Source organism: Azospirillum tabaci (genome assembly GCF_014596085.1).
Lineage (GTDB): Bacteria > Pseudomonadota > Alphaproteobacteria > Azospirillales > Azospirillaceae > Azospirillum > Azospirillum tabaci.
Genome location: NZ_JACCJY010000012.1, coordinates 1 through 16,754, shown reverse-complemented (window position 1 = coordinate 16,754; position 16,754 = coordinate 1). Strand labels below are relative to the sequence as shown.

Here is a 16,754-nt window from a genome sequence, read left to right as displayed (position 1 = left end):
GAGGCGACGATGGGATTGCTCAACATCGTCCCGGCCAACCGCGCCGGTATGCGCTTCCTGATCTCACTCTATGGCCTGTCCGAAACCGGCAAGACACTCTCCGCGCTACGGCTGGCCGCGGGCATGGAGCCCGACCCGGCCAAGCGGATGCTGCTGGACACCGAGGGCGGGCAGCGTGGGCGGGCCTACGTGGACAAGATTCCCGGCGGTTACATGTACGCCTCCCTCACGCCTCCGTTCACGCCCGACCGCTACATCGAAGCGCTGAACGAGATCGAGGCGGCCGGCATCAACGTCCTGGTGATCGACAGCATCAGCCACGTCTGGTTCGCTGAAGGTGGCGTCCTCGATATGGTCGAGACCGCGACCGAGCGTAACGACATAGCGAAATGGGCCAAGCCCAAACGCCGCCTCGGCAAGATGACCAACCGCCTGCTGCGCTCCGACATGCACATCATCCTGTGCGCCCGTGCCAAGCAGCCGCTGGTCGAAGAGATTGTCGACGGTCGCAAGAAGCTCATCCCCGGTCCTGTCGTTCCGGTGCAGGAGAAAACGCTGCGCTACGACATGACCGTCATGGGCCAGATGCTGGGCGACGGCAAATTCACGGTCACCGCGCCGGCCGGTAAATGCCCGGGTCCGCTGCGCGAGGTCTTCGCCGCCGGCGAGGTCATGACCGAGGAGATGGGCAAGCGCCTGATCGCGTGGCTCGGTGGCGCTGACCTGCGAAGCACTGAGCAGCGCAAGCTGGAGGTCGACGCGACCGCTGCAGCCGAGGAAGGTGCGCAGAGCTTCCGGGAGTTCTGGAGCGAACTCAGCTCCGATCAGCGGAATCTGCTGAAGCCCAAGATGGAGAATTACGCCTCCATCGCCAAGGCCGCCGACGCCGAACGCGAACGCGTCGAGCAGGAGCGGCGCGACCAGCAGAACCTCGACAACCCGTTCGGCGCGCAGGCCCAGCAGCAGGACGCGGCTCCGCCCGACGATAAGCCCCTCACCCCGGCGGATGAAGCCTTCAACGAGGCCTTGGACGCGGCCAAGCAGGGCTCCGCCGCTCTGCGCGCGTGGTGGGATGGCCCTGCCGGCAAAGCGTCCGCGCTGGGCAGCGACACGGCCAAGAAAATCCTGATCAGCGCCCGCAAGCGCGAACTCGACGAGATCGCGGCGAAGGCCGATGCGAATGGAGAGTTCTGATGGACACCACCTCCAGCACACCCGCGACCGCCGTCCCGGCCGCCGAATGGGCGAAGGTCGAGTTGCTCGGCCATCGCTCCCGCTACGGCCTGGCACGCGAGGTCGAGCGGTTCGGCGTCAAGATGCTGCGGATCGACGTGTTCGGTCCGGGCGCCGACACCCCGATCCTGACCGAGTTCTATCCGGGCTCGTCCCTCTTCGGCTACCGGCCCTGCACCGAGGAATGCGCCAGGACCTGGGCCAGCGACCGCTGGAACCTGCCGGAGGAGGTCCGCCCGGCCCTGCCCGGCCCCGAGACGACGGTAATCGACGGCGACGATCCCGACTTCGCCGATGTCGGCGGCGAATGGATCGAACCCGCTCCCAACCACGCCCAAGACTGAAGGTGCCGATGATGATGGACGAACTGACCCACCGCACCGGCATCACCAAGACCGGGCGGCTGATCGAAAGCTCCTTTCCGCCTGCGCCGCAGCAGCGGCACACCAACCGCCACGTCCGCGCCTGCGCCACCATGGCCCCGCCGCCCGGCCCGCAGACTGTCGAGGAACTGATCACCGCCGACGGCCGCGTCGCCTTCCCCGACATCGTGCAGTACCGGCTGAAGCGCTGGGACCCGGCGGCGCAGGCCTACATGCCGGCGGAACTGGTAGACCTGCCACCGACCTTCGAGACGCACCCGGACGAACACGCCCACGAACTCGCGCGGAAAGCTGGCCAGCAGCCTCGCCCGGCCACCCTGCCCTATCTGGCGGTGGTGTACGACCTGGACGCCTACGACTCGCTGAAGGCCACGGGCGTCCTGCATGCCGCGCACATGACGTCGCCGATGGACGAGCGCGTGGCGGTGGACAACCGCACTGCGCCGGGGGCGTGACGAGCTATGCCCAATCGTCCTTTTTCGCCCGACGCCAAGCCCCTGAATTCGGCTGCCATCGGCCACCGCACCTGGACCGACGCCGAGTACCGCATCATCACCACAAAGGGGTGGGTGACAGTCTCCGGTCAGACCCGCGGCTTCTTCGGCGTCCACCATGACCAGGATACCTGGCGGCATGTGCTGACCCACCTGCCGACCGGCGTGTCGCTGGGCGGCGCCCTGGTGCCGGAAGCTCCCCGGCGCGCCGCGACCGCGGTCAAGAACATGTGGGACTGGCGCTTCACCGACTACAGCGGGCAGCCGACGGCGGAGTCCATGATGGCGATCCGAATCGTCCTGAAGAGCCACGGCCTGACCCACCCCGACAACGCGCCGCGATGGAACGGCCCGGACGTGATCGAGCGGCTGGCGGCTGGTCAGCTTGAAACGGTGGAGGGCTGAACAATGCTGAAGCTGCGCATCGAGAACGAGCCGGGCGGCTTCTGGCTCTGGCTGTGCCGGTTCTCCTACCGTCGCGTCAAAGCCATGGCGTGGGAGAAGATCCCGGTCGGTCTGCCTGGCATGCGGGACCCGCACGCGCCGTGCATCGCTTACGCCCCTCGCCTCCGCCTCAAAGGCGAGATCGGTGAGTGCCTGTCGGACGGACACTACCAGTGCGCTGACTGCGCACACCTGAAGCGCTGCCCGGACTGCGGTGACCGGGTAAGCAACTGCGAATGTGACGACAACAGCCGAACCGATGCTCCCACCAGAGAGGCGCTTTGATGAACAGCAGCCTAGGCCATAACACGCTTTCGCGTTGTTCGATTGGGAGGCTCGACCGAGGCCACGGCATACTCAAAATGCAGGATTGCCTCACCCAGAGCCTCGTTGATGTCCTTGCCATCCGCGCCATGATGGATACGTCGATGGCAGGTTGGGCATACCCCAGCAACGTAGCGAGGATCGTCTGGACCACCGTCGCTCACGCGTCGGATGTGATGTGGCTCCAGGTATGGTTCACCATTAGCTCGCATGAATGGAGCAGGCGACTTGCAGCACTCGCAGATGCCGGCGGCACGCGCGAGCACATATCGGCGCACCACCTCGCTGCGCTGGTAAACACGCCGCCGAGCGCCTTCGGCTGGCTCCTCTTCACCAGTAGACGCAGCTTCCATTGCGGCACTCCTAAGTGCAGCCAGATCGAGCCCACTGGCGCTGTGGTCACCCTCCGTTTCCGCAGCGTCAGCCTCCTGGAGCCCCTCCACCGGAACCAGGTTGAAGACGATCCCACTCCTCATGTTCCCACGACGATCTGGTGTCGGTTCTCTGGTTGTGCTCACACAGACGAATTGGCCGAGAAACCTCAGCATCCCAGAACGATGCTGCTTCTGGAAAAGGAGCAAATCCTCTCCCTCGGCGACATGATCGCGGATGGCTTTGTTCCCAGAGGTGAAGGTCATATCGCCTTCCTGGCCTTCGCCGAAGTAGCGGAAAACCTGGCCATCTTGGGTCCAACCATCGAGATAGCCGTGCTGGACGCCGCTTACCCCGGTGATCGCAAATATGACTGGGTACTTCGACGGCGTAATGATGCCGCCCTGGCGTTGACCGCCGTAGGGATCATGGAGATCGCGCCGGCGATTGTAACGACGATCACGGACGAAGTTCCCAAAGGTCATGTACGAAGCCTAGAACTTGGATTGTGCGGACACGCCTCCTCTACCATCCCGTGTTGCGCTGGGGTCCGCAAGCAGGAATGTACCAGACCCCTCATAGTGCAACTCGACCACTGGGCCATTGCCTGGAGCCTTGTCGCGCCCCATAGGGCACAGGCGCAGATCAACCATGGCCAGACCCTGGAACGGCTGGCCGAGCGCGGCAGCCTCGCCCCCTGCGAGCTGCTGGCCGTGCTGGAGGATCGTCCTCATCGCCGAATGCACCTGGAAGACGCCATCCGGCAGATCCGGGGGCTGATCGAGGCGTTCGAGTTGGGCGCGGCGAGCGTCGGGGGCGGCGCCGAGCAAATGGAGGACGCCGATGCGTGACGTCCCGATCATCTTCAGCGCGCCGATGGTCCGCGCGCTCCTCGACGGCAGGAAAACGCAGACGCGCCGCCTCGCCACATCGCCGCTCGCCAAGGTCCAGCCGGGCGACCGGCTGTGGGTGCGGGAGAACTTCGCCACCTCTGACGCCTACGGCGATCCGGCCATTCTTGGCGTTGAATATGCTGCCGACGGATCGACACTGGCCTATGCCAACGGCGAACTGCACTACAAGGAGCACGGCTGCGCCCAATACCCCGGCCCGTGGAAACCCTCCATCCACATGCCCCGCTGGGCCAGCCGGCTCACGCTGGTGGTGGAGAGCATGAAGGTCCAGCGGTTGCAGGACATCAGCGAGGAAGACGCGCGGGCGGAAGGGGCGACGCAGCGCGACACCGGTTTCCGCGAATGCCAGATGTCGGTCGATGGTGGCCAGACATTCCAGACCGCACGTTGGCCTGCTGACTCTTGGCCCATGAATTGGGAGGAAGCCGAGCACAGAGCCCGCACCAGCCCGTACGCCAAGCGCCTCGCGGACTGCGCCCTCGGCTCTGCGCGCATGGCATTCGCCAACTATTGGCGGCGCCTGCACGGAGATGACGCCTGGGCTGCTAACCCGTTCGTCGTCGCCCTGACCTTCACCGTCCACCGCTCGAACATCGACAAGCTGGAGGCGCGGGAGGTGGCGATTGGCTGAACCCCAGCCTCATCACTCTGAACCGCCCAAACCTCATCTCATAGAGACCAGATCATGAACCACATCACCCCCCTGAATTTCGAGGGAATGACCGTTCGCATCATCGCCATGGACGGGTCGCCAAGATTCGTGCTGGCCGACGTGTGCCACGTTCTGGAGATCGGCAACAACCGTGACGCCGCCAGCCGTCTGGACGATGACGAGAAGGGTGTCGGTATTATCGACACCCCTGGCGGCGAACAGCAGTTGACCATCATTAACGAGTCAGGCCTCTACAGCCTGATCCTGACCAGCCGCAAGCCTGCGGCGAAGCGGTTCAAGAAGTGGGTGACCGCCAAAGTCCTGCCGTCCATCCGCAAGACCGGCTCCTACACCATGGGAGCGAAGGACGAGACGGACTCTGCGCCGGCAGAGCAGCCCTTCCATCAGCGTCTCGGCGCCGTTCGCACCGGCACCCACCTTTGGGGCAAGGAGGCCGGAAGGCAGTTTTGGGTCGAGATGAACCTTCCCATCGTGCCGGGCATGCGCCTTCCGCCGCGGCAGCGCGACCTGTTCAGGAAGCCTTCGGAGGAAGGTGGGAAGGGCGAAGACGATCCGGAAAAGGGCGATGGTGGCGGGAGTGACGGCGATGCGTGACGCTCAGGATTGCGGCCCCGTACGCTTGGCCGCGGCGCCGTGGGAGAACCTGCAGCCGCTGGTGGGGGTGTAGATGGACCACCCCGGGGCCGAGCGTATCCGCGCCGATCGCGTCGCCGCCATCACCGGCCTATCCAAACGCTCTGTGCAGCTGCTCGCCAAACAGGGCAAAATCCCCAGTGCCGCACAACTCGTCGAAGGGGGTACCTGGACCTTCGTCGAGTCTGAGGTGCGGCGTTGGATTAAACTTCGTGAGGATGCTACGACATGCCTAAGCAGCCAACGGCTGCCGACGACAGGAACCTATACCAAGTCGACGGGACTTGGTACCTCAGGCTCAAGATCGATGGCCAGCCAATACGAGAAAGTCTACGAACAAAGGATCAAGCGGAAGCGGTCTCCCGCCGCGACCGTCGCTTAGCGGAGCTGCGCGGCCACCTCCACTCCTGGCCCGAGGCGGTGGGCAAATGGCTGAAGGAGTACCTGCCCGACAACGTCGACGACACGACGGCACAGCGCTATGCCGTCTCCATAGGCCAGATCGCGGCGGCTGTCGTCACCGATTCGACGGCGGGCAAGCGCGTGCCTCTGGAGGAACTGCCGGTCGAGCGAATCGCCCATAAGACGATCGGCGAGATCGTAACTTGGTCGAAGCAGCGTCGGGCCGCGACGAACGCGACCCTGCGTCGCGACCTGACGGCCCTGTCGAGCGTTCTGCATGCCTGCGTCGGCTGGGGTTGGCGCGACGACAACCCGGCCCGGACTTGGGATCGGTCGCACATCAAAGAGCGGCGGGAGCCCATCACCTTGCCGACCGCGGCCGAGATCGAGCGGTACTGCGCCAACGTGAAGCCAACGTGGGCCGCCCTGATTCGCTTCCTTGCCGCCACCGGCATGCGGGAAGCGGAGGCGGTCGGCCTAACACGCCCACAGATCGCCACCGACGGGTCCAGCATCATCCTCACCAGGACGAAGGGTCGGCGCGCGAGGGTGGTTCCCTTGAGCCATCAGGCCGGTGTCATACTGGGTGTCATACCCCACCACATCAAATCCCAGTACGTTTTCTGGCACGACGACGGCCAGCCGTTCCGAAACGTAGCGTCCCGCCATATCCAAATCCGGAACAGGATCAACGCAGCAGCCAAAAAAGCTGATAAGGGCTTGGAACCACTGTCGTTTCGCCTGCACGACCTACGGCACCTCTTCGCGGTGAACTACCTGCGCGACGGGGGGAGCATCTACGATTTGCAGCTTATCCTCGGCCATTCATCAGTGAAGGTGACCGAGATGTACCTCGACTATGTCGACCCTGCGACCCGGCAACGGGTGATGCGCATCGGGGGAGGGGTGTCACAGAAGTTGGCATAGCTGCAACGGTTTCACGAAGGTTGTAGCCTTCGAAATGCCGGCTGAACTATCGCTAACTTATTGATGCGAAAGGAAGTGGCGGAGGGGATGGGATTCGAACCCACGATAGGGGTTTGAGCCCCTATAACGGTTTAGCAAACCGCCGCCTTCAGCCTCTCGGCCACCCCTCCTACCGGGTCGGCGCTCTGTGGCGCCGCTGGCGTGGGTGCGTTCTAACGATCCGGGTGGGGCCTGTCAACGCTTACTCGCCAAAAATTTGGAACAAGGCCGAAAGGAACGAAATCTATATAAAATTTTATATACTTTTTAGAAAAATGGAGGTAGCTTACCACCTGAACGCGATAGCAATCCTTGGTCAGGGGGACGCCATGAGCTTGTCACGCCGCTGCGCCGAAACGCTGATCGATCTGGTCGAGATCAAGCTGAGCTGTCTGGAGATCACCGACCGTGAGGACCTGCGCGAAAAGGAACTGCTGTTGCGTTGCGTTCAGGAACTGAAGGCCGAAGTGCAAGGCGAAAGCGGCGCTTCCGCCTCCTTCGCCGCACCCAAGCGGCGCGGCCGCCGGCCCAAGCATCTGCAGTTCCAGGACCTCCACGCCTGAGGCGGTCCTCTGGTCCCCAGCCTCCGTCAGACTGGAAACGCCGGCCCCGGTTCGGGCAGCAGGACCGCCGTCAAGGCGGACTCCCGCGCGATGCGGCGCGGCAATCGCAGGGTGAAGCCCGTGCCCTGCCTGGTCACCGACCGCACCGCGACCGTACCGCCCAGCACGCCCGTCACGGTGCTGCGCACGATGTGCAGCCCAAGCCCCGAACCGCCCTCCCCACGCTTGGTCGTGAAGAAGGGGTCGAAGACTTTCGGCAGATGGTCTTCAGGAATGCCGGACCCGTCGTCGGAAAAATCGATGACGACATGATCGTCGTCGTCGGTACGGATCGCGATCCGGATGGTTCCCCGCTGGTCCTCGCCATAAGCATGGATCAGCGCGTTGATCACGAGATTGGTCAGGACCTGGCTCAGCGCGCCGGGGAAGCTGTCCATCTCCAACCCCTCCGGACAGTCCACCTCGACCGTCACCAGCGTGCGCTTCAGCCGAGGCCGTAGAGAAAACAGCACCTCGTCAACATAAGTCCGCAGATCGAAGGAGCGGCGCTCGCCCGAGGTTTGATCCACGGCCACCTGCTTGAAGCTCTGCACCAGCGCCGCCGCCCGGTTCATGTTCGACACCAGCAGACGCGCGGCTTCCGTCACGGTGTCCAGATACTCGGCCAAATTGGTTTTCTTCAGCGTGCCCGAATCGAAACGGACGCGCAGGTCGCGGGCCTGTTCGGCGATGTGGCTGGCCGCGGTGAGACCGATGCCGACGGGCGTGTTGATCTCATGCGCCACCCCGGCAACCAACTGCCCCAGCGAGGCCATGGCCTCCGCCTGGATCAGGCTCTCCTGGGCGGCGCGCAGTTCGGCGAGAGCGCGCTCCGCCTCGTCGCGGGCGGCCACCATCGCGGCCTCCGCCGCCTTGCGGTCGTTGATGTCGTAGAGCCAAGTCAACAGCGCCGGCTCCCCGTCCATCTCGATCTCCCCCCAGCTCGACAACACCCAGACAATCGTTCCGTCCGGCTTGCGGAAGCGCACCTCGGCGTCGCGGAAGGGGCCTTCCCGTTCGAAACGGTCGATCAATGCCTGACGGTCCGCCGGATCGGCGTACAGCCGCTCGGCGGGCATCGGCAGCAGGTCGTCGCGCGATCGACCAAGGATGATTTCCGACTGCGTGTTGCAGAACACCAGCAGGCCGTCGCGGCGCGTGATGTTCACGGCGATGGGGCTGGCCTCCAGGATTCGCAGCAGCCGCTCCTTGCCGGCGCGGACCTCCTCCTCCTGCCGGCGGCGCTCGGTGATGTCGCTCATGATGCCGACGTAGCGCACCGCCTGCCCGGCGGCGTCGCGAATCGCCCGTCCTTGCGCGGCGATCCACATCCAGCCGCCATCGGCACGGCGCAGCCGGTAATCATAGGCGTAGGCCGCGGTCTCGCCCCGCAAGTGGGCGTCGATGGTGGTCAGCACGCGCTGCCGATCCTCGGGATGCAGGCGCGCATCCCAAAAGTCGGCGGGCATCTCCGGCGGCTCGGCGTAGCCCAGCATGCGTGGAAAGCTGTCGGACCACCAGCAGGTTCCCCGTAGAATGTCGGTGTCCCACACCGCCGCGCCGGTGGCGTCCAGCGCCATTTCCAGACGGTCGGCCAGATCGCGGCGAACCGCGTCGGCCTTCTTCTGCTCCGTCAAATCGTAGAACCAGCTGATGTGGCAGCGCTGCCCCTCGAAGTCGATGACGGTCGAACTCAGCGAACCCATGCAGGTCTCGCCGTCGCCGCGGCGCAGCAACACCTCCTGTCCGTCGAAGAGGCCATCGGCGTAAAGTCGATCGATGGCGGCCCGGCGGTCCCGCGGGTCATGATAGAGCGGCCACATGCCGTCGCGCTGGAGCTGCTCGCCGCTGACTTTGAAACAGGTGGCGGCGCTGGGGCTGTGGTAGAGGTTGTCCCCGTCGCGCGTGTTGATGAGAACACCGATGGGAGCGGTGTCCAAAATGGCGCGCAACCGTTCTTCCGTCGCGACGGAGGGGAGTGCCGGGTCCCTCACTGGGGGCCTTGGCCCCATGCGCCGCGCCGCCAGCAAGCCGGCGAGAAATCCGGCCAGGAGACCGGAGAACAGCGCAAGCAGCGCCACCGTCAGCGAATCTGCAATCATTGGGCCTCCCGCCGGCCTCACTTGAAACCGACGGGAGAACAAAATCAATGGTTATGACGCCGCACCATCCCCTGGTATGGCGTCACAACCGTTGTGCATCAGCCTTTCAGCTTGGTCATCAGGATTTCGTTGACCAGGGCCGGGTTGGCCTTGCCCTGGGTCGCCTTCATGACCTGACCGACGAAGAAGCCGAACAGCTTGTCCTTGCCCGACCGGAACTCCGCCACCTTGTCGGCGTTGGCGGCCAGAACGGCGTCGATGGACGACTCGATGGCCCCGGTGTCGGTGACCTGGCGCAGGCCCTTCTTCTCGACGATGTCGGCGGGCTTCTCACCCGTTTCGAACATCGCCTCGAACACCTCCTTGGCGATGCGGCCGGAGATGGTGTTGTCGGCGATCAGGTCGATCAGGCCACCGAGGTTTTCCGCCGAGACGGGGCTCTCCTCGATCTCCTTGCCGGCCTTGTTCAGATAGCCGAACAGCTCGCCGGTGACCCAGTTGGCGGCCAGCTTCGGATCGCGGCCCTTGGCCACCGCCTCGAAGAAGTCGGCGCGGGCCTTCTCCGACACCAGCACGTTGGCGTCGTAGGGCGACAGCTTGTACTCGCTGATGAAGCGGGCCTTCTTGTCGTCCGGCAGCTCCGGCAGGGTGCGCTTGATGTCCTCCACCCACGCCGGATCCAGCTCCAGCGGCAGCAGGTCGGGATCGGGGAAGTAGCGGTAGTCGTGCGCCTCTTCCTTGGAGCGCATGGAGCGGGTCACGAACTTGGTCGTGTCCCACAGACGCGTCTCCTGGTCGATCTTGCCGCCTTCCTCGATGATCTCGATCTGGCGGCGCGCCTCGTACTCGATCGCCTGCATGACGAAGCGGATCGAGTTGACGTTCTTGATCTCGCAGCGCGTGCCGAAGGGCGCGCCCGGCTTGCGCACCGACACGTTGACGTCGCAGCGCATGGAGCCTTCCTCCATGTTGCCGTCGCAGGTGCCGAGGTAGCGCAGGATGGAGCGAAGCTTGCGCACATAGGCGCCGGCCTCCTCCGCGGTGCGCATGTCCGGCTCCGACACGATCTCCATCAGCGCCACGCCCGACCGGTTCAGGTCGATGTAGGTCTTGGCGGGGTGCTGGTCGTGCAGCGACTTGCCGGCGTCCTGCTCCAGATGCAGGCGCGTGACGCCGACCGTGCGCGAGGAGCCGTCCGGCAGGTCCAGAACGATCTCGCCCTTGCCGACGATGGGCTGCAGATACTGGCTGATCTGATAGCCCTGCGGCAGGTCGGCGTAGAAGTAGTTCTTGCGGTCGAACACCGAGTGCAGGTTGATCTGCGCCTTCAGCCCCAGGCCGGTGCGCACCGCCTGCTCGATGCAATGCTCGTTGATGACGGGCAGCATGCCGGGAAAGGCGGCGTCGACGAAGCTGACCTGGCTGTTCGGCTCCGCGCCGAAGGCGGTGGCGGCGCCGGAGAACAGCTTGGCGTTCGAGATGACCTGGGCGTGGACCTCCAGCCCGATCACGATTTCCCAATCGCCCGTTTCGCCCTGAATGTACGACATCGGTCTCTTCTCTCGTCCGGCTCAGGCCATGAACGGCGGGGTGGCGGTGACGGCGGCAGCCTTCTCGATGACCTGACCGACGCGCAGGACGGTCTCCTCATCGAAGGGCCGGCCCAGGAGCTGGAGCCCCAGCGGCAGCCCGTCCGACCCGACGCCCGCCGGAACCGACATGCCCGGCAGGCCGGCCAGCGAGGCCGGGACCGTGAACACGTCGTTCAGGTACATCTGGATCGGATCGTCCATCTTCTCACCGATGGCGAAGGCGGTGCTCGGCGCCGTCGGCGTCAGGATGACGTCACACTGCTTGAACGCCTCGTCGAAGTCCCACTTGATGCGCGTGCGCACCTGACGGGCCTTGTTGTAATAGGCGTCGTAATAACCCGCCGACAGCACGTAGGTGCCGATCAGGATGCGGCGGCGGACCTCCTTGCCGAAGCCGGCGCCGCGGGTGTTCTCGTACATGTCCTTCAGGCTGGCGCCCTCGACCCGCAGGCCGTAGCGCAGGCCGTCGTAGCGCGCGAGGTTCGACGACGCCTCGGCCGGAGCGACGATGTAGTAGGTGGCGAGCGCGTATTTGGTGTGCGGCAGGCTGATCTCCACCGGCTCGGCGCCGGCCTGCTTCAGCCATTCGATGCCCTGGTCCCAGATCGCGGCGATCTCGGCGGGCATGCCCTCCACCCGGTATTCCTTCGGAATGCCGACCTTCAGGCCGCGGATGTCGCCGGTCAGCGCGGCGCGGAAGTCCGGCACCGGCAGGTCGACCGAGGTGGAGTCCTTCGGATCGAAGCCGCACATGGAGCGCAGCATGATCGCCGCGTCCTCGACCGTGCGGGTCATCGGGCCGGCCTGATCGAGCGAGGAGGCGAAGGCGACCACGCCCCAGCGCGAGCAGCGGCCGTAGGTCGGCTTGATGCCGACGATGCCGGTGAAGGCGGCGGGCTGGCGGATCGAGCCGCCGGTGTCCGTGCCGGTGGCGCCCAACGCGGCGCGCGCGGCCACCGCCGCGGCGGATCCGCCCGACGAGCCGCCGGGGACGAGCTGGCGCGACCAGTTGCCGGCCTCGCCCGGGCTCCACGGGCTGACCACGTTGCCGTGGTAGGAGGTGATGTTGGCCGAGCCCATGGCGAACTCGTCCAGGTTCACCTTGCCCAGCATGACGGCGCCGTCGCGCCACAGGTTGCTGGTGACGGTGGACTCATACTCCGGCTTGAAGCCGTCGAGGATGTGGCTGGCCGCGGTGGTCGGCACGCCCTTGGTGCAGAACAGGTCCTTCACCGCGATGGGCAACCCCTCCATCGGGCCGGCTTCGCCTTTGGCGCGGCGGGCGTCGGAGGCCTTGGCCATCGCCAGCGCCTGCTCCGGCGTCTCGGTGATGAAGGCGTTCAGGGGGCGGATCGTCTCCACCGCCTTGACGTGGGCCTCGGTCAGCTCGACCGCGGTGAACTCCTTCTTGGCGAGGCCGTCGAGGGCCGCCGCCATGGTCAGATGCGTAAGACCGGTCATCACTCGACCACCTTCGGAACGACGTAGAAGCCTTCGGCCGTCTCCGGGCCGTTGGAAAGGACGGCGTCGCGGTAACCGCCATCGGTCACCTCGTCCTTGCGGCGGCGCAGCGTTTGCGCGGCCACGCTGGTCATCGGCGGCACGTCCTGCGTGTCGACCTCGCCCAACTGTTCGACGAAGGTCAGGATTTGGCTCAGCTCACCCGCCAGGTGATCCAGTTCATCGTCCGGCACCTTGATGCGGGCCAGATGCGCGATCTTGGCCACGGTGGCCTTGTCGAGCGACATGCCTTCCACTCTCTTCCGAAACGTCTGGAAAAACGGCTTGGAAGCTATCACCCGAATTCTATCACCGCAATGATTCAGGGCTATCCGCCCGGGGTCATCGCGTTTCGCCCGCCCGACCTTCTCCCCTTCGGGAGAAGGAACGGCGCGTGCGGCAGCCCTGCCCGACACCTCCGCCGGGCTTGCCGTTCCGGCCTGCGGCTTCTATGGTTCGCGGCATGATCCACACGCTTCCCGAACTGGCCGCCCGCTTGGGCCGGGGCCAGCGCCTGCTCGGCCTCGACGTCGGCACCAAGACCGTCGGCATGGCCGTGTCCGACCCGAACTTCGTCGTCGCCTCGCCGATCGGCACGCTGAAGCGCACGAAGTTCACCCAGGACGCCCGCGAACTGTCGCGGACGCTGCGCGATTACGGGATCGGCGGGCTGGTGATCGGCCTGCCGCTGAACATGGACGGGTCGGAGGGACCGCGCGCCGAGTCCACCCGTGCCTTCGCCAAGAACCTGATGGAGCGGTCCGACCTGCTGGGCTGGGACGCCGAGATCGCCTTCTGGGACGAGCGGCTGTCGACCTCCGCGGTGGAGCGTTTCATGATCGGCGAGGCCGACATGACCCGCAAGCGCCGGGACGAGGTGGTGGACAAGATGGCGGCCGCCTACATCCTGCAAGGCGCGCTGGACGCGCTGGCCCACATCCGCCGCATGGAGCGGGAGCAGCGGGAACGCGACGAGGAAGACGGCGGCGGCGACAGCGACGGGGACGCCTGACGGCGCCATGCTGCCCATCGCTGGGGCGCTGGCCCCGATCTTCCTGCTGATCCTGTTCGGCCAGGGGCTGCGCCGTCGCGCCGTGATTCCCGAGGCCGCTTGGCCGTCGCTCGATCGGCTGACCTATCTGCTGTTCTTTCCCTGCCTGATCGTGGACGAACTGACGCGGACCGATCTGCGCACCCTGTCCATGGGTCCCATGGGAGGGACGATGGCGGTGGGGATTTTTGCCGGCGCCGCCCTGGCGCTCGCGGTCCGGCGCCCGATCGGGCTGGATGGTCCGGCCTTCACCTCGGTCTTCCAGGGGGCGATCCGACCCAACACCTATGTGGGTCTGGCGGGGGCAAGCGCGCTCTACGGGTCCGCCGGGCTGACGCTGACGGCGGTGGGCATCGCCGTGGTGGTGCCGCTGGTCAACCTGCTCTGCGTCACGGCGATGGTGCGCTATGGGTGCGTGGCGGACGGAGCGCCGCAGCGCAGCGGCGTCGGCGCGGTCGTCTCCGGCATCCTGCGCAATCCGATCATCATCGCCGTCGCCATCGGCGCCGCCCTGAACCTGAGCGGGATCGGCCGGATTCCAGTGATCGCGGACGTGGTGGGCATTCTGGCGCGGGCCGCCCTGCCCATGGGTCTGCTCTCGGTCGGTGCCGGTCTGGACCTCGCCGCGGCGCGCGGCGCCGGGCTCGGCGTGGCGCTGTCCAGCGTCCTGAAGCTGCTGCTGGTCCCCGCCGCGACGGCGATGACCGGGCTGTGGCTGGGGGTGGACGGGCTGCCGCTGACCATCGCCGTGCTGTTCAACGCCCTGCCCTGCTCGGCCAGTTCCTACATACTGGCCCGGCAGATGGGCGGCGACCACGCGCTCGTGGCCGGCATCATCACCGTCCAGACGCTCGCTTCCGCCGCCACGCTGCCGCTGGTCGTCGCCCTGGCGGGGTGAGGCCGCCGCTTTTTAAGGGTTCGCTAGGCGCCACCCGCTCCCCTTCAGGGCCTTATTGCATAACTCAAAAATACATGCCGCGACTTCGTCACGGAGCGGCACCAGGACAGGATGACTTCCGCATCGGACACCACGCCTCCATACGCATTCAGATAGATGCATTTTTATTAGTTAGATACATAACTGATTAGTTTTTTCTTATTAACAATTCGTTAGGACATTCGTTTAATTCTACCCACGATAGATATTCTTTGCAATCGAGGTAACCATGAGCATCAATGCCACCTCGGGATACACCCAATCTCCGCTGCAGATCGGTGCTGGAAAAAGCTCAGGAAATGCCCAGGTTGCAGGCGCCTCGTCTTCGGCCACTCCGCCACAGAGCGGAGCCCCCGCCTCCGAGCCGCAGGACACCATCAGCCTGTCGGCCGAAGCGCAGTTCAAGATGAACGGCGCGACCAAGTTTTCCGTGACCGCCGACTCGCTGGCTCAAGCCGCGACGGCAGCAAAGAATGTACCGGGACTGAACGCGGATGCGGAACTCTTCACACCCGAAGCGTTGTCGGCCCATGCCGAGTGGCGGGAAAAGCACACCGAATACCGGGGGAAGGTGCGCAGCCTCGTCAACCAGACTTTCGGTTTGAGCGCAGACGGGAACAGTTGGGCGGCGGGCGGAGCCGCGCTGACCGCCATAAAGAATCTGGCGGAAAAGAACGGATTGATCGAACCGGAAATGCCGCCGGCCGTAGCCAAAATGCTGCATACGACCGGTGAAAGCATGTGGACGAATAAAAGCGGCGGGTCCACCGGCATGTTCGATATCGTTTTCACGAAGAAGGGCGCGGAAAGTGGCGGAAATCTTCGCATCCTGTTTGATGGCAGCATGAAGCCCAGCGTAAACAGCTCTCCGGTCGATTTGAAAGATGGAAGCACGAATGCTCAAAGTGCTCTGTCCAAAATCAGGAACTCGGCGCTTGGCAAGCAGTTGGACACGGTGGGCGGCTGGAATCCGGGCAGTGCGGCCAATGCCTACGCCCTCACAAGTGGCAAGAACGGCGGCGACGCTGGGGTCTTTGGCATGGTCTTAACCAACAACACGGATGCTTATGCCAAAGCCAACGCCTCAAAAATACTCGAAACCATATACAAGTATCTATAGAACACGCCAGGCCATTACCGCATTCACTCACCACTGCATGAATTAACAAAACCAGAATCATGAACAGCGTCGCCAGGGCACATCCTCTGGCGACGTCACCGCTTTTAACTTTCCAAGAATAATGCAATTTTATTAGATAGCTAATAAACTAAAATATATATTTTTATTTTGTTTTACGAGGCCAAGTTTTTTGATAAAACATAATCTCTGCCTAAAGGTGGAAAATAACAGACCGCCAAGTACACAAAGGAATGAAAATGATTCACGTCCCCTTATCGAATGGAAACGATCTTTACCCTGGCTATTCATGGCCCTCGCCGCCCAACGAGGCGTGCTATATTGATGGTTTTGATGGAGACGATACAATCGCTGGCACGCCGTACAGCGATGTAATCGATGGCGGAAACGGTCACGATAACCTGTTCGGGGGAAGTGGCAATGATACCATGTACGGTGCCAACGGCAACGATCGCCTTGATGGCGATTATGGCAACGATGAATTGTGGGGTGAGGCCGGATCGGATACTATCTACGGCAGCTTTGGAAACGACACCCTGATCGGTGGCGGTGCTCCGGCAGGTACAGCGGATTACCTGTACGGCGGGGAAGGGAATGACGTCTATCTTCACAACGCCAACCTGGGGGGCGTCTCTTATATTTATGACACCGACAATTACAGCCCAGGAACACAGGATCTCCTAATATTTTCAGGAGCCTCGTCAATCTACGATCTCCAGTTTTTCCAAGTTAGCAACGTCGATCTGTACATTATGACAGCCACTGACGCCGCCGATTCTGTGAATGATAACGGAGTCATCATTCACGGATATTTTAACAACTCTGGAACACCGTCGGGTATTTCCGAAGTCGAATACCTCAGGGTTGGCAGCTCAACGTATGATCTGTCCGCGCTTCTCGGCTTCGGAGCCTGATTGCCGAACCTGCGGGCGCCCTGCGGGGGGAGGGGGGGTCCCCCCCGGGGGGCCTGCGGGCCCGCCCCCTCCCCCACCCC

19 protein-coding genes, 1 tRNA gene and 1 pseudogene are annotated in these 16,754 nt (G+C 64.2%); 15 read left to right on the top strand and 6 right to left on the bottom strand.

Going from position 1 to position 16,754, the window contains the following annotated elements; all coding sequences use genetic code 11:
• Window positions 1-9 precede the first annotated feature (9 nt).
• From H0B54_RS13100 to H0B54_RS13080, 5 genes are read left to right on the top strand one after another with little or no spacing between them, the layout of a single operon-like run.
• The gene (locus tag H0B54_RS13100) at window positions 10-1,194 is read left to right on the top strand and encodes an AAA family ATPase (RefSeq protein ID WP_188260686.1); all 1,185 of its coding nucleotides are present in this window, start codon (window positions 10-12) and stop codon (window positions 1,192-1,194) included.
• Window positions 1,194-1,577 (top strand): hypothetical protein, encoded by a 384-nt coding sequence (locus H0B54_RS13095; RefSeq protein ID WP_188260685.1) that lies wholly within the window; start codon window positions 1,194-1,196, stop codon window positions 1,575-1,577. Before H0B54_RS13100 ends, H0B54_RS13095 begins: the two co-directional genes overlap by 1 nt.
• A gap of 8 nt (window positions 1,578-1,585) precedes the next feature.
• On the top strand, window positions 1,586-2,071 hold the full coding sequence (locus H0B54_RS13090; RefSeq protein WP_188260684.1) for a hypothetical protein: 486 nt from the start codon (window positions 1,586-1,588) through the stop codon (window positions 2,069-2,071).
• Window positions 2,072-2,077: 6 nt separating this feature from the next.
• The gene (locus tag H0B54_RS13085; protein WP_188260683.1) at window positions 2,078-2,515 is read left to right on the top strand and encodes a hypothetical protein; all 438 of its coding nucleotides are present in this window, start codon (window positions 2,078-2,080) and stop codon (window positions 2,513-2,515) included.
• 3 nt (window positions 2,516-2,518) lie between these two features.
• Window positions 2,519-2,839 carry a hypothetical protein gene (locus H0B54_RS13080; protein WP_188260682.1) on the top strand — a complete coding sequence of 107 codons (321 nt, stop codon included), beginning with the start codon at window positions 2,519-2,521 and terminating at the stop codon, window positions 2,837-2,839.
• An 11-nt stretch (window positions 2,840-2,850) separates the two neighbouring features.
• On the opposite strand, the gene H0B54_RS30615 is transcribed toward H0B54_RS13080, so the two are convergent.
• Window positions 2,851-3,735 (bottom strand): HNH endonuclease, encoded by an 885-nt coding sequence (locus H0B54_RS30615; protein WP_188260681.1) that lies wholly within the window; start codon window positions 3,733-3,735, stop codon window positions 2,851-2,853.
• 96 nt (window positions 3,736-3,831) lie between these two features.
• Here H0B54_RS30615 and H0B54_RS30515 point away from each other — a divergent pair, with 96 nt between their 5' ends.
• From H0B54_RS30515 to H0B54_RS13050, 5 genes and pseudogenes are all read left to right on the top strand, one after another.
• Window positions 3,832-4,101, top strand: coding sequence for a hypothetical protein (locus tag H0B54_RS30515; RefSeq protein ID WP_188260680.1), 270 nt, complete (start codon window positions 3,832-3,834; stop codon window positions 4,099-4,101).
• A complete protein-coding gene (locus H0B54_RS13065) occupies window positions 4,094-4,795 on the top strand; it encodes a hypothetical protein (RefSeq protein ID WP_188260679.1) in 702 nt (233 codons plus the stop codon). The genes H0B54_RS30515 and H0B54_RS13065 overlap by 8 nt, the downstream gene beginning before the upstream one ends.
• Before the next feature lie 54 nt (window positions 4,796-4,849).
• Complete coding sequence (locus tag H0B54_RS13060; protein ID WP_188260678.1) at window positions 4,850-5,431, top strand: BRO-N domain-containing protein; 582 nt, start codon at window positions 4,850-4,852, stop codon at window positions 5,429-5,431.
• 73 nt (window positions 5,432-5,504) lie between these two features.
• Window positions 5,505-5,666, top strand: a pseudogene (locus H0B54_RS30510) (helix-turn-helix transcriptional regulator); the annotation flags it as partial.
• Window positions 5,667-5,698: 32 nt separating this feature from the next.
• The gene (locus H0B54_RS13050) at window positions 5,699-6,799 is read left to right on the top strand and encodes a tyrosine-type recombinase/integrase (RefSeq protein WP_246472515.1); all 1,101 of its coding nucleotides are present in this window, start codon (window positions 5,699-5,701) and stop codon (window positions 6,797-6,799) included.
• A 76-nt stretch (window positions 6,800-6,875) separates the two neighbouring features.
• Here H0B54_RS13050 and H0B54_RS13045 read toward each other — a convergent pair.
• Window positions 6,876-6,969 (bottom strand) — tRNA-Ser (locus tag H0B54_RS13045).
• A 198-nt stretch (window positions 6,970-7,167) separates the two neighbouring features.
• Between H0B54_RS13045 and H0B54_RS13040 the strand changes: the two genes are divergently transcribed.
• Entirely contained in the window at window positions 7,168-7,401 is a 234-nt protein-coding gene (locus H0B54_RS13040) for a hypothetical protein (protein ID WP_188260675.1), read from the top strand.
• Window positions 7,402-7,427: 26 nt separating this feature from the next.
• Here H0B54_RS13040 and H0B54_RS13035 read toward each other — a convergent pair whose 3' ends face one another.
• From H0B54_RS13035 to gatC, 4 genes are all read right to left on the bottom strand, one after another.
• On the bottom strand, window positions 7,428-9,542 hold the full coding sequence (locus H0B54_RS13035) for a PAS domain S-box protein (protein ID WP_188260674.1): 2,115 nt from the start codon (window positions 9,540-9,542) through the stop codon (window positions 7,428-7,430).
• A 98-nt stretch (window positions 9,543-9,640) separates the two neighbouring features.
• Complete coding sequence (gene gatB, locus H0B54_RS13030; protein WP_188260673.1) at window positions 9,641-11,092, bottom strand: Asp-tRNA(Asn)/Glu-tRNA(Gln) amidotransferase subunit GatB; 1,452 nt, start codon at window positions 11,090-11,092, stop codon at window positions 9,641-9,643.
• A 21-nt stretch (window positions 11,093-11,113) separates the two neighbouring features.
• Complete coding sequence (gene gatA / locus H0B54_RS13025; protein WP_188260672.1) at window positions 11,114-12,595, bottom strand: Asp-tRNA(Asn)/Glu-tRNA(Gln) amidotransferase subunit GatA; 1,482 nt, start codon at window positions 12,593-12,595, stop codon at window positions 11,114-11,116.
• Window positions 12,595-12,882, bottom strand: coding sequence for an Asp-tRNA(Asn)/Glu-tRNA(Gln) amidotransferase subunit GatC (gene gatC, locus H0B54_RS13020; protein WP_014198426.1), 288 nt, complete (start codon window positions 12,880-12,882; stop codon window positions 12,595-12,597). The genes gatA and gatC overlap by 1 nt, the downstream gene beginning before the upstream one ends.
• 215 nt (window positions 12,883-13,097) lie before the next feature.
• Here gatC and ruvX point away from each other — a divergent pair, with 215 nt between their 5' ends.
• From ruvX to H0B54_RS13000, 4 genes are all read left to right on the top strand, one after another.
• Window positions 13,098-13,646 (top strand): Holliday junction resolvase RuvX, encoded by a 549-nt coding sequence (gene ruvX / locus H0B54_RS13015; protein ID WP_188260671.1) that lies wholly within the window; start codon window positions 13,098-13,100, stop codon window positions 13,644-13,646.
• Window positions 13,647-13,653: 7 nt separating this feature from the next.
• A complete protein-coding gene (locus H0B54_RS13010) occupies window positions 13,654-14,583 on the top strand; it encodes an AEC family transporter (RefSeq protein WP_188260670.1) in 930 nt (309 codons plus the stop codon).
• 268 nt (window positions 14,584-14,851) lie between these two features.
• Window positions 14,852-15,742 (top strand): hypothetical protein, encoded by an 891-nt coding sequence (locus H0B54_RS13005; RefSeq protein ID WP_188260669.1) that lies wholly within the window; start codon window positions 14,852-14,854, stop codon window positions 15,740-15,742.
• Between the two features lie 257 nt (window positions 15,743-15,999).
• Window positions 16,000-16,674: a calcium-binding protein gene (locus H0B54_RS13000; protein WP_188260668.1), complete on the top strand. Its 675-nt coding sequence runs from the start codon at window positions 16,000-16,002 to the stop codon at window positions 16,672-16,674.
• The last annotated feature ends 80 nt before the right edge of the window (window positions 16,675-16,754 follow it).

Bases quoted from the DNA above. Each gene is read 5' to 3' on its own strand.
- H0B54_RS13100 (WP_188260686.1), top strand. From the start codon at position 10: ATGGGATTGCTCAACATCGTCCCGGCCAACCGCGCCGGTATGCGCTTC.
- H0B54_RS13095 (WP_188260685.1), top strand. From the start codon at position 1,194: ATGGACACCACCTCCAGCACACCCGCGACCGCCGTCCCGGCCGCCGAA.
- H0B54_RS13090 (WP_188260684.1), top strand. From the start codon at position 1,586: ATGATGATGGACGAACTGACCCACCGCACCGGCATCACCAAGACCGGG.
- H0B54_RS13085 (WP_188260683.1), top strand. From the start codon at position 2,078: ATGCCCAATCGTCCTTTTTCGCCCGACGCCAAGCCCCTGAATTCGGCT.
- H0B54_RS13080 (WP_188260682.1), top strand. From the start codon at position 2,519: ATGCTGAAGCTGCGCATCGAGAACGAGCCGGGCGGCTTCTGGCTCTGG.
- H0B54_RS30615 (WP_188260681.1), bottom strand. From the start codon at position 3,735: ATGACCTTTGGGAACTTCGTCCGTGATCGTCGTTACAATCGCCGGCGC.
- H0B54_RS13065 (WP_188260679.1), top strand. From the start codon at position 4,094: ATGCGTGACGTCCCGATCATCTTCAGCGCGCCGATGGTCCGCGCGCTC.
- H0B54_RS13060 (WP_188260678.1), top strand. From the start codon at position 4,850: ATGAACCACATCACCCCCCTGAATTTCGAGGGAATGACCGTTCGCATC.
- H0B54_RS13050 (WP_246472515.1), top strand. From the start codon at position 5,699: ATGCCTAAGCAGCCAACGGCTGCCGACGACAGGAACCTATACCAAGTC.
- H0B54_RS13040 (WP_188260675.1), top strand. From the start codon at position 7,168: ATGAGCTTGTCACGCCGCTGCGCCGAAACGCTGATCGATCTGGTCGAG.
- H0B54_RS13035 (WP_188260674.1), bottom strand. From the start codon at position 9,542: ATGATTGCAGATTCGCTGACGGTGGCGCTGCTTGCGCTGTTCTCCGGT.
- gatB (WP_188260673.1), bottom strand. From the start codon at position 11,092: ATGTCGTACATTCAGGGCGAAACGGGCGATTGGGAAATCGTGATCGGG.
- gatA (WP_188260672.1), bottom strand. From the start codon at position 12,595: ATGACCGGTCTTACGCATCTGACCATGGCGGCGGCCCTCGACGGCCTC.
- gatC (WP_014198426.1), bottom strand. From the start codon at position 12,882: ATGTCGCTCGACAAGGCCACCGTGGCCAAGATCGCGCATCTGGCCCGC.
- ruvX (WP_188260671.1), top strand. From the start codon at position 13,098: ATGATCCACACGCTTCCCGAACTGGCCGCCCGCTTGGGCCGGGGCCAG.
- H0B54_RS13010 (WP_188260670.1), top strand. From the start codon at position 13,654: ATGCTGCCCATCGCTGGGGCGCTGGCCCCGATCTTCCTGCTGATCCTG.
- H0B54_RS13005 (WP_188260669.1), top strand. From the start codon at position 14,852: ATGAGCATCAATGCCACCTCGGGATACACCCAATCTCCGCTGCAGATC.
- H0B54_RS13000 (WP_188260668.1), top strand. From the start codon at position 16,000: ATGATTCACGTCCCCTTATCGAATGGAAACGATCTTTACCCTGGCTAT.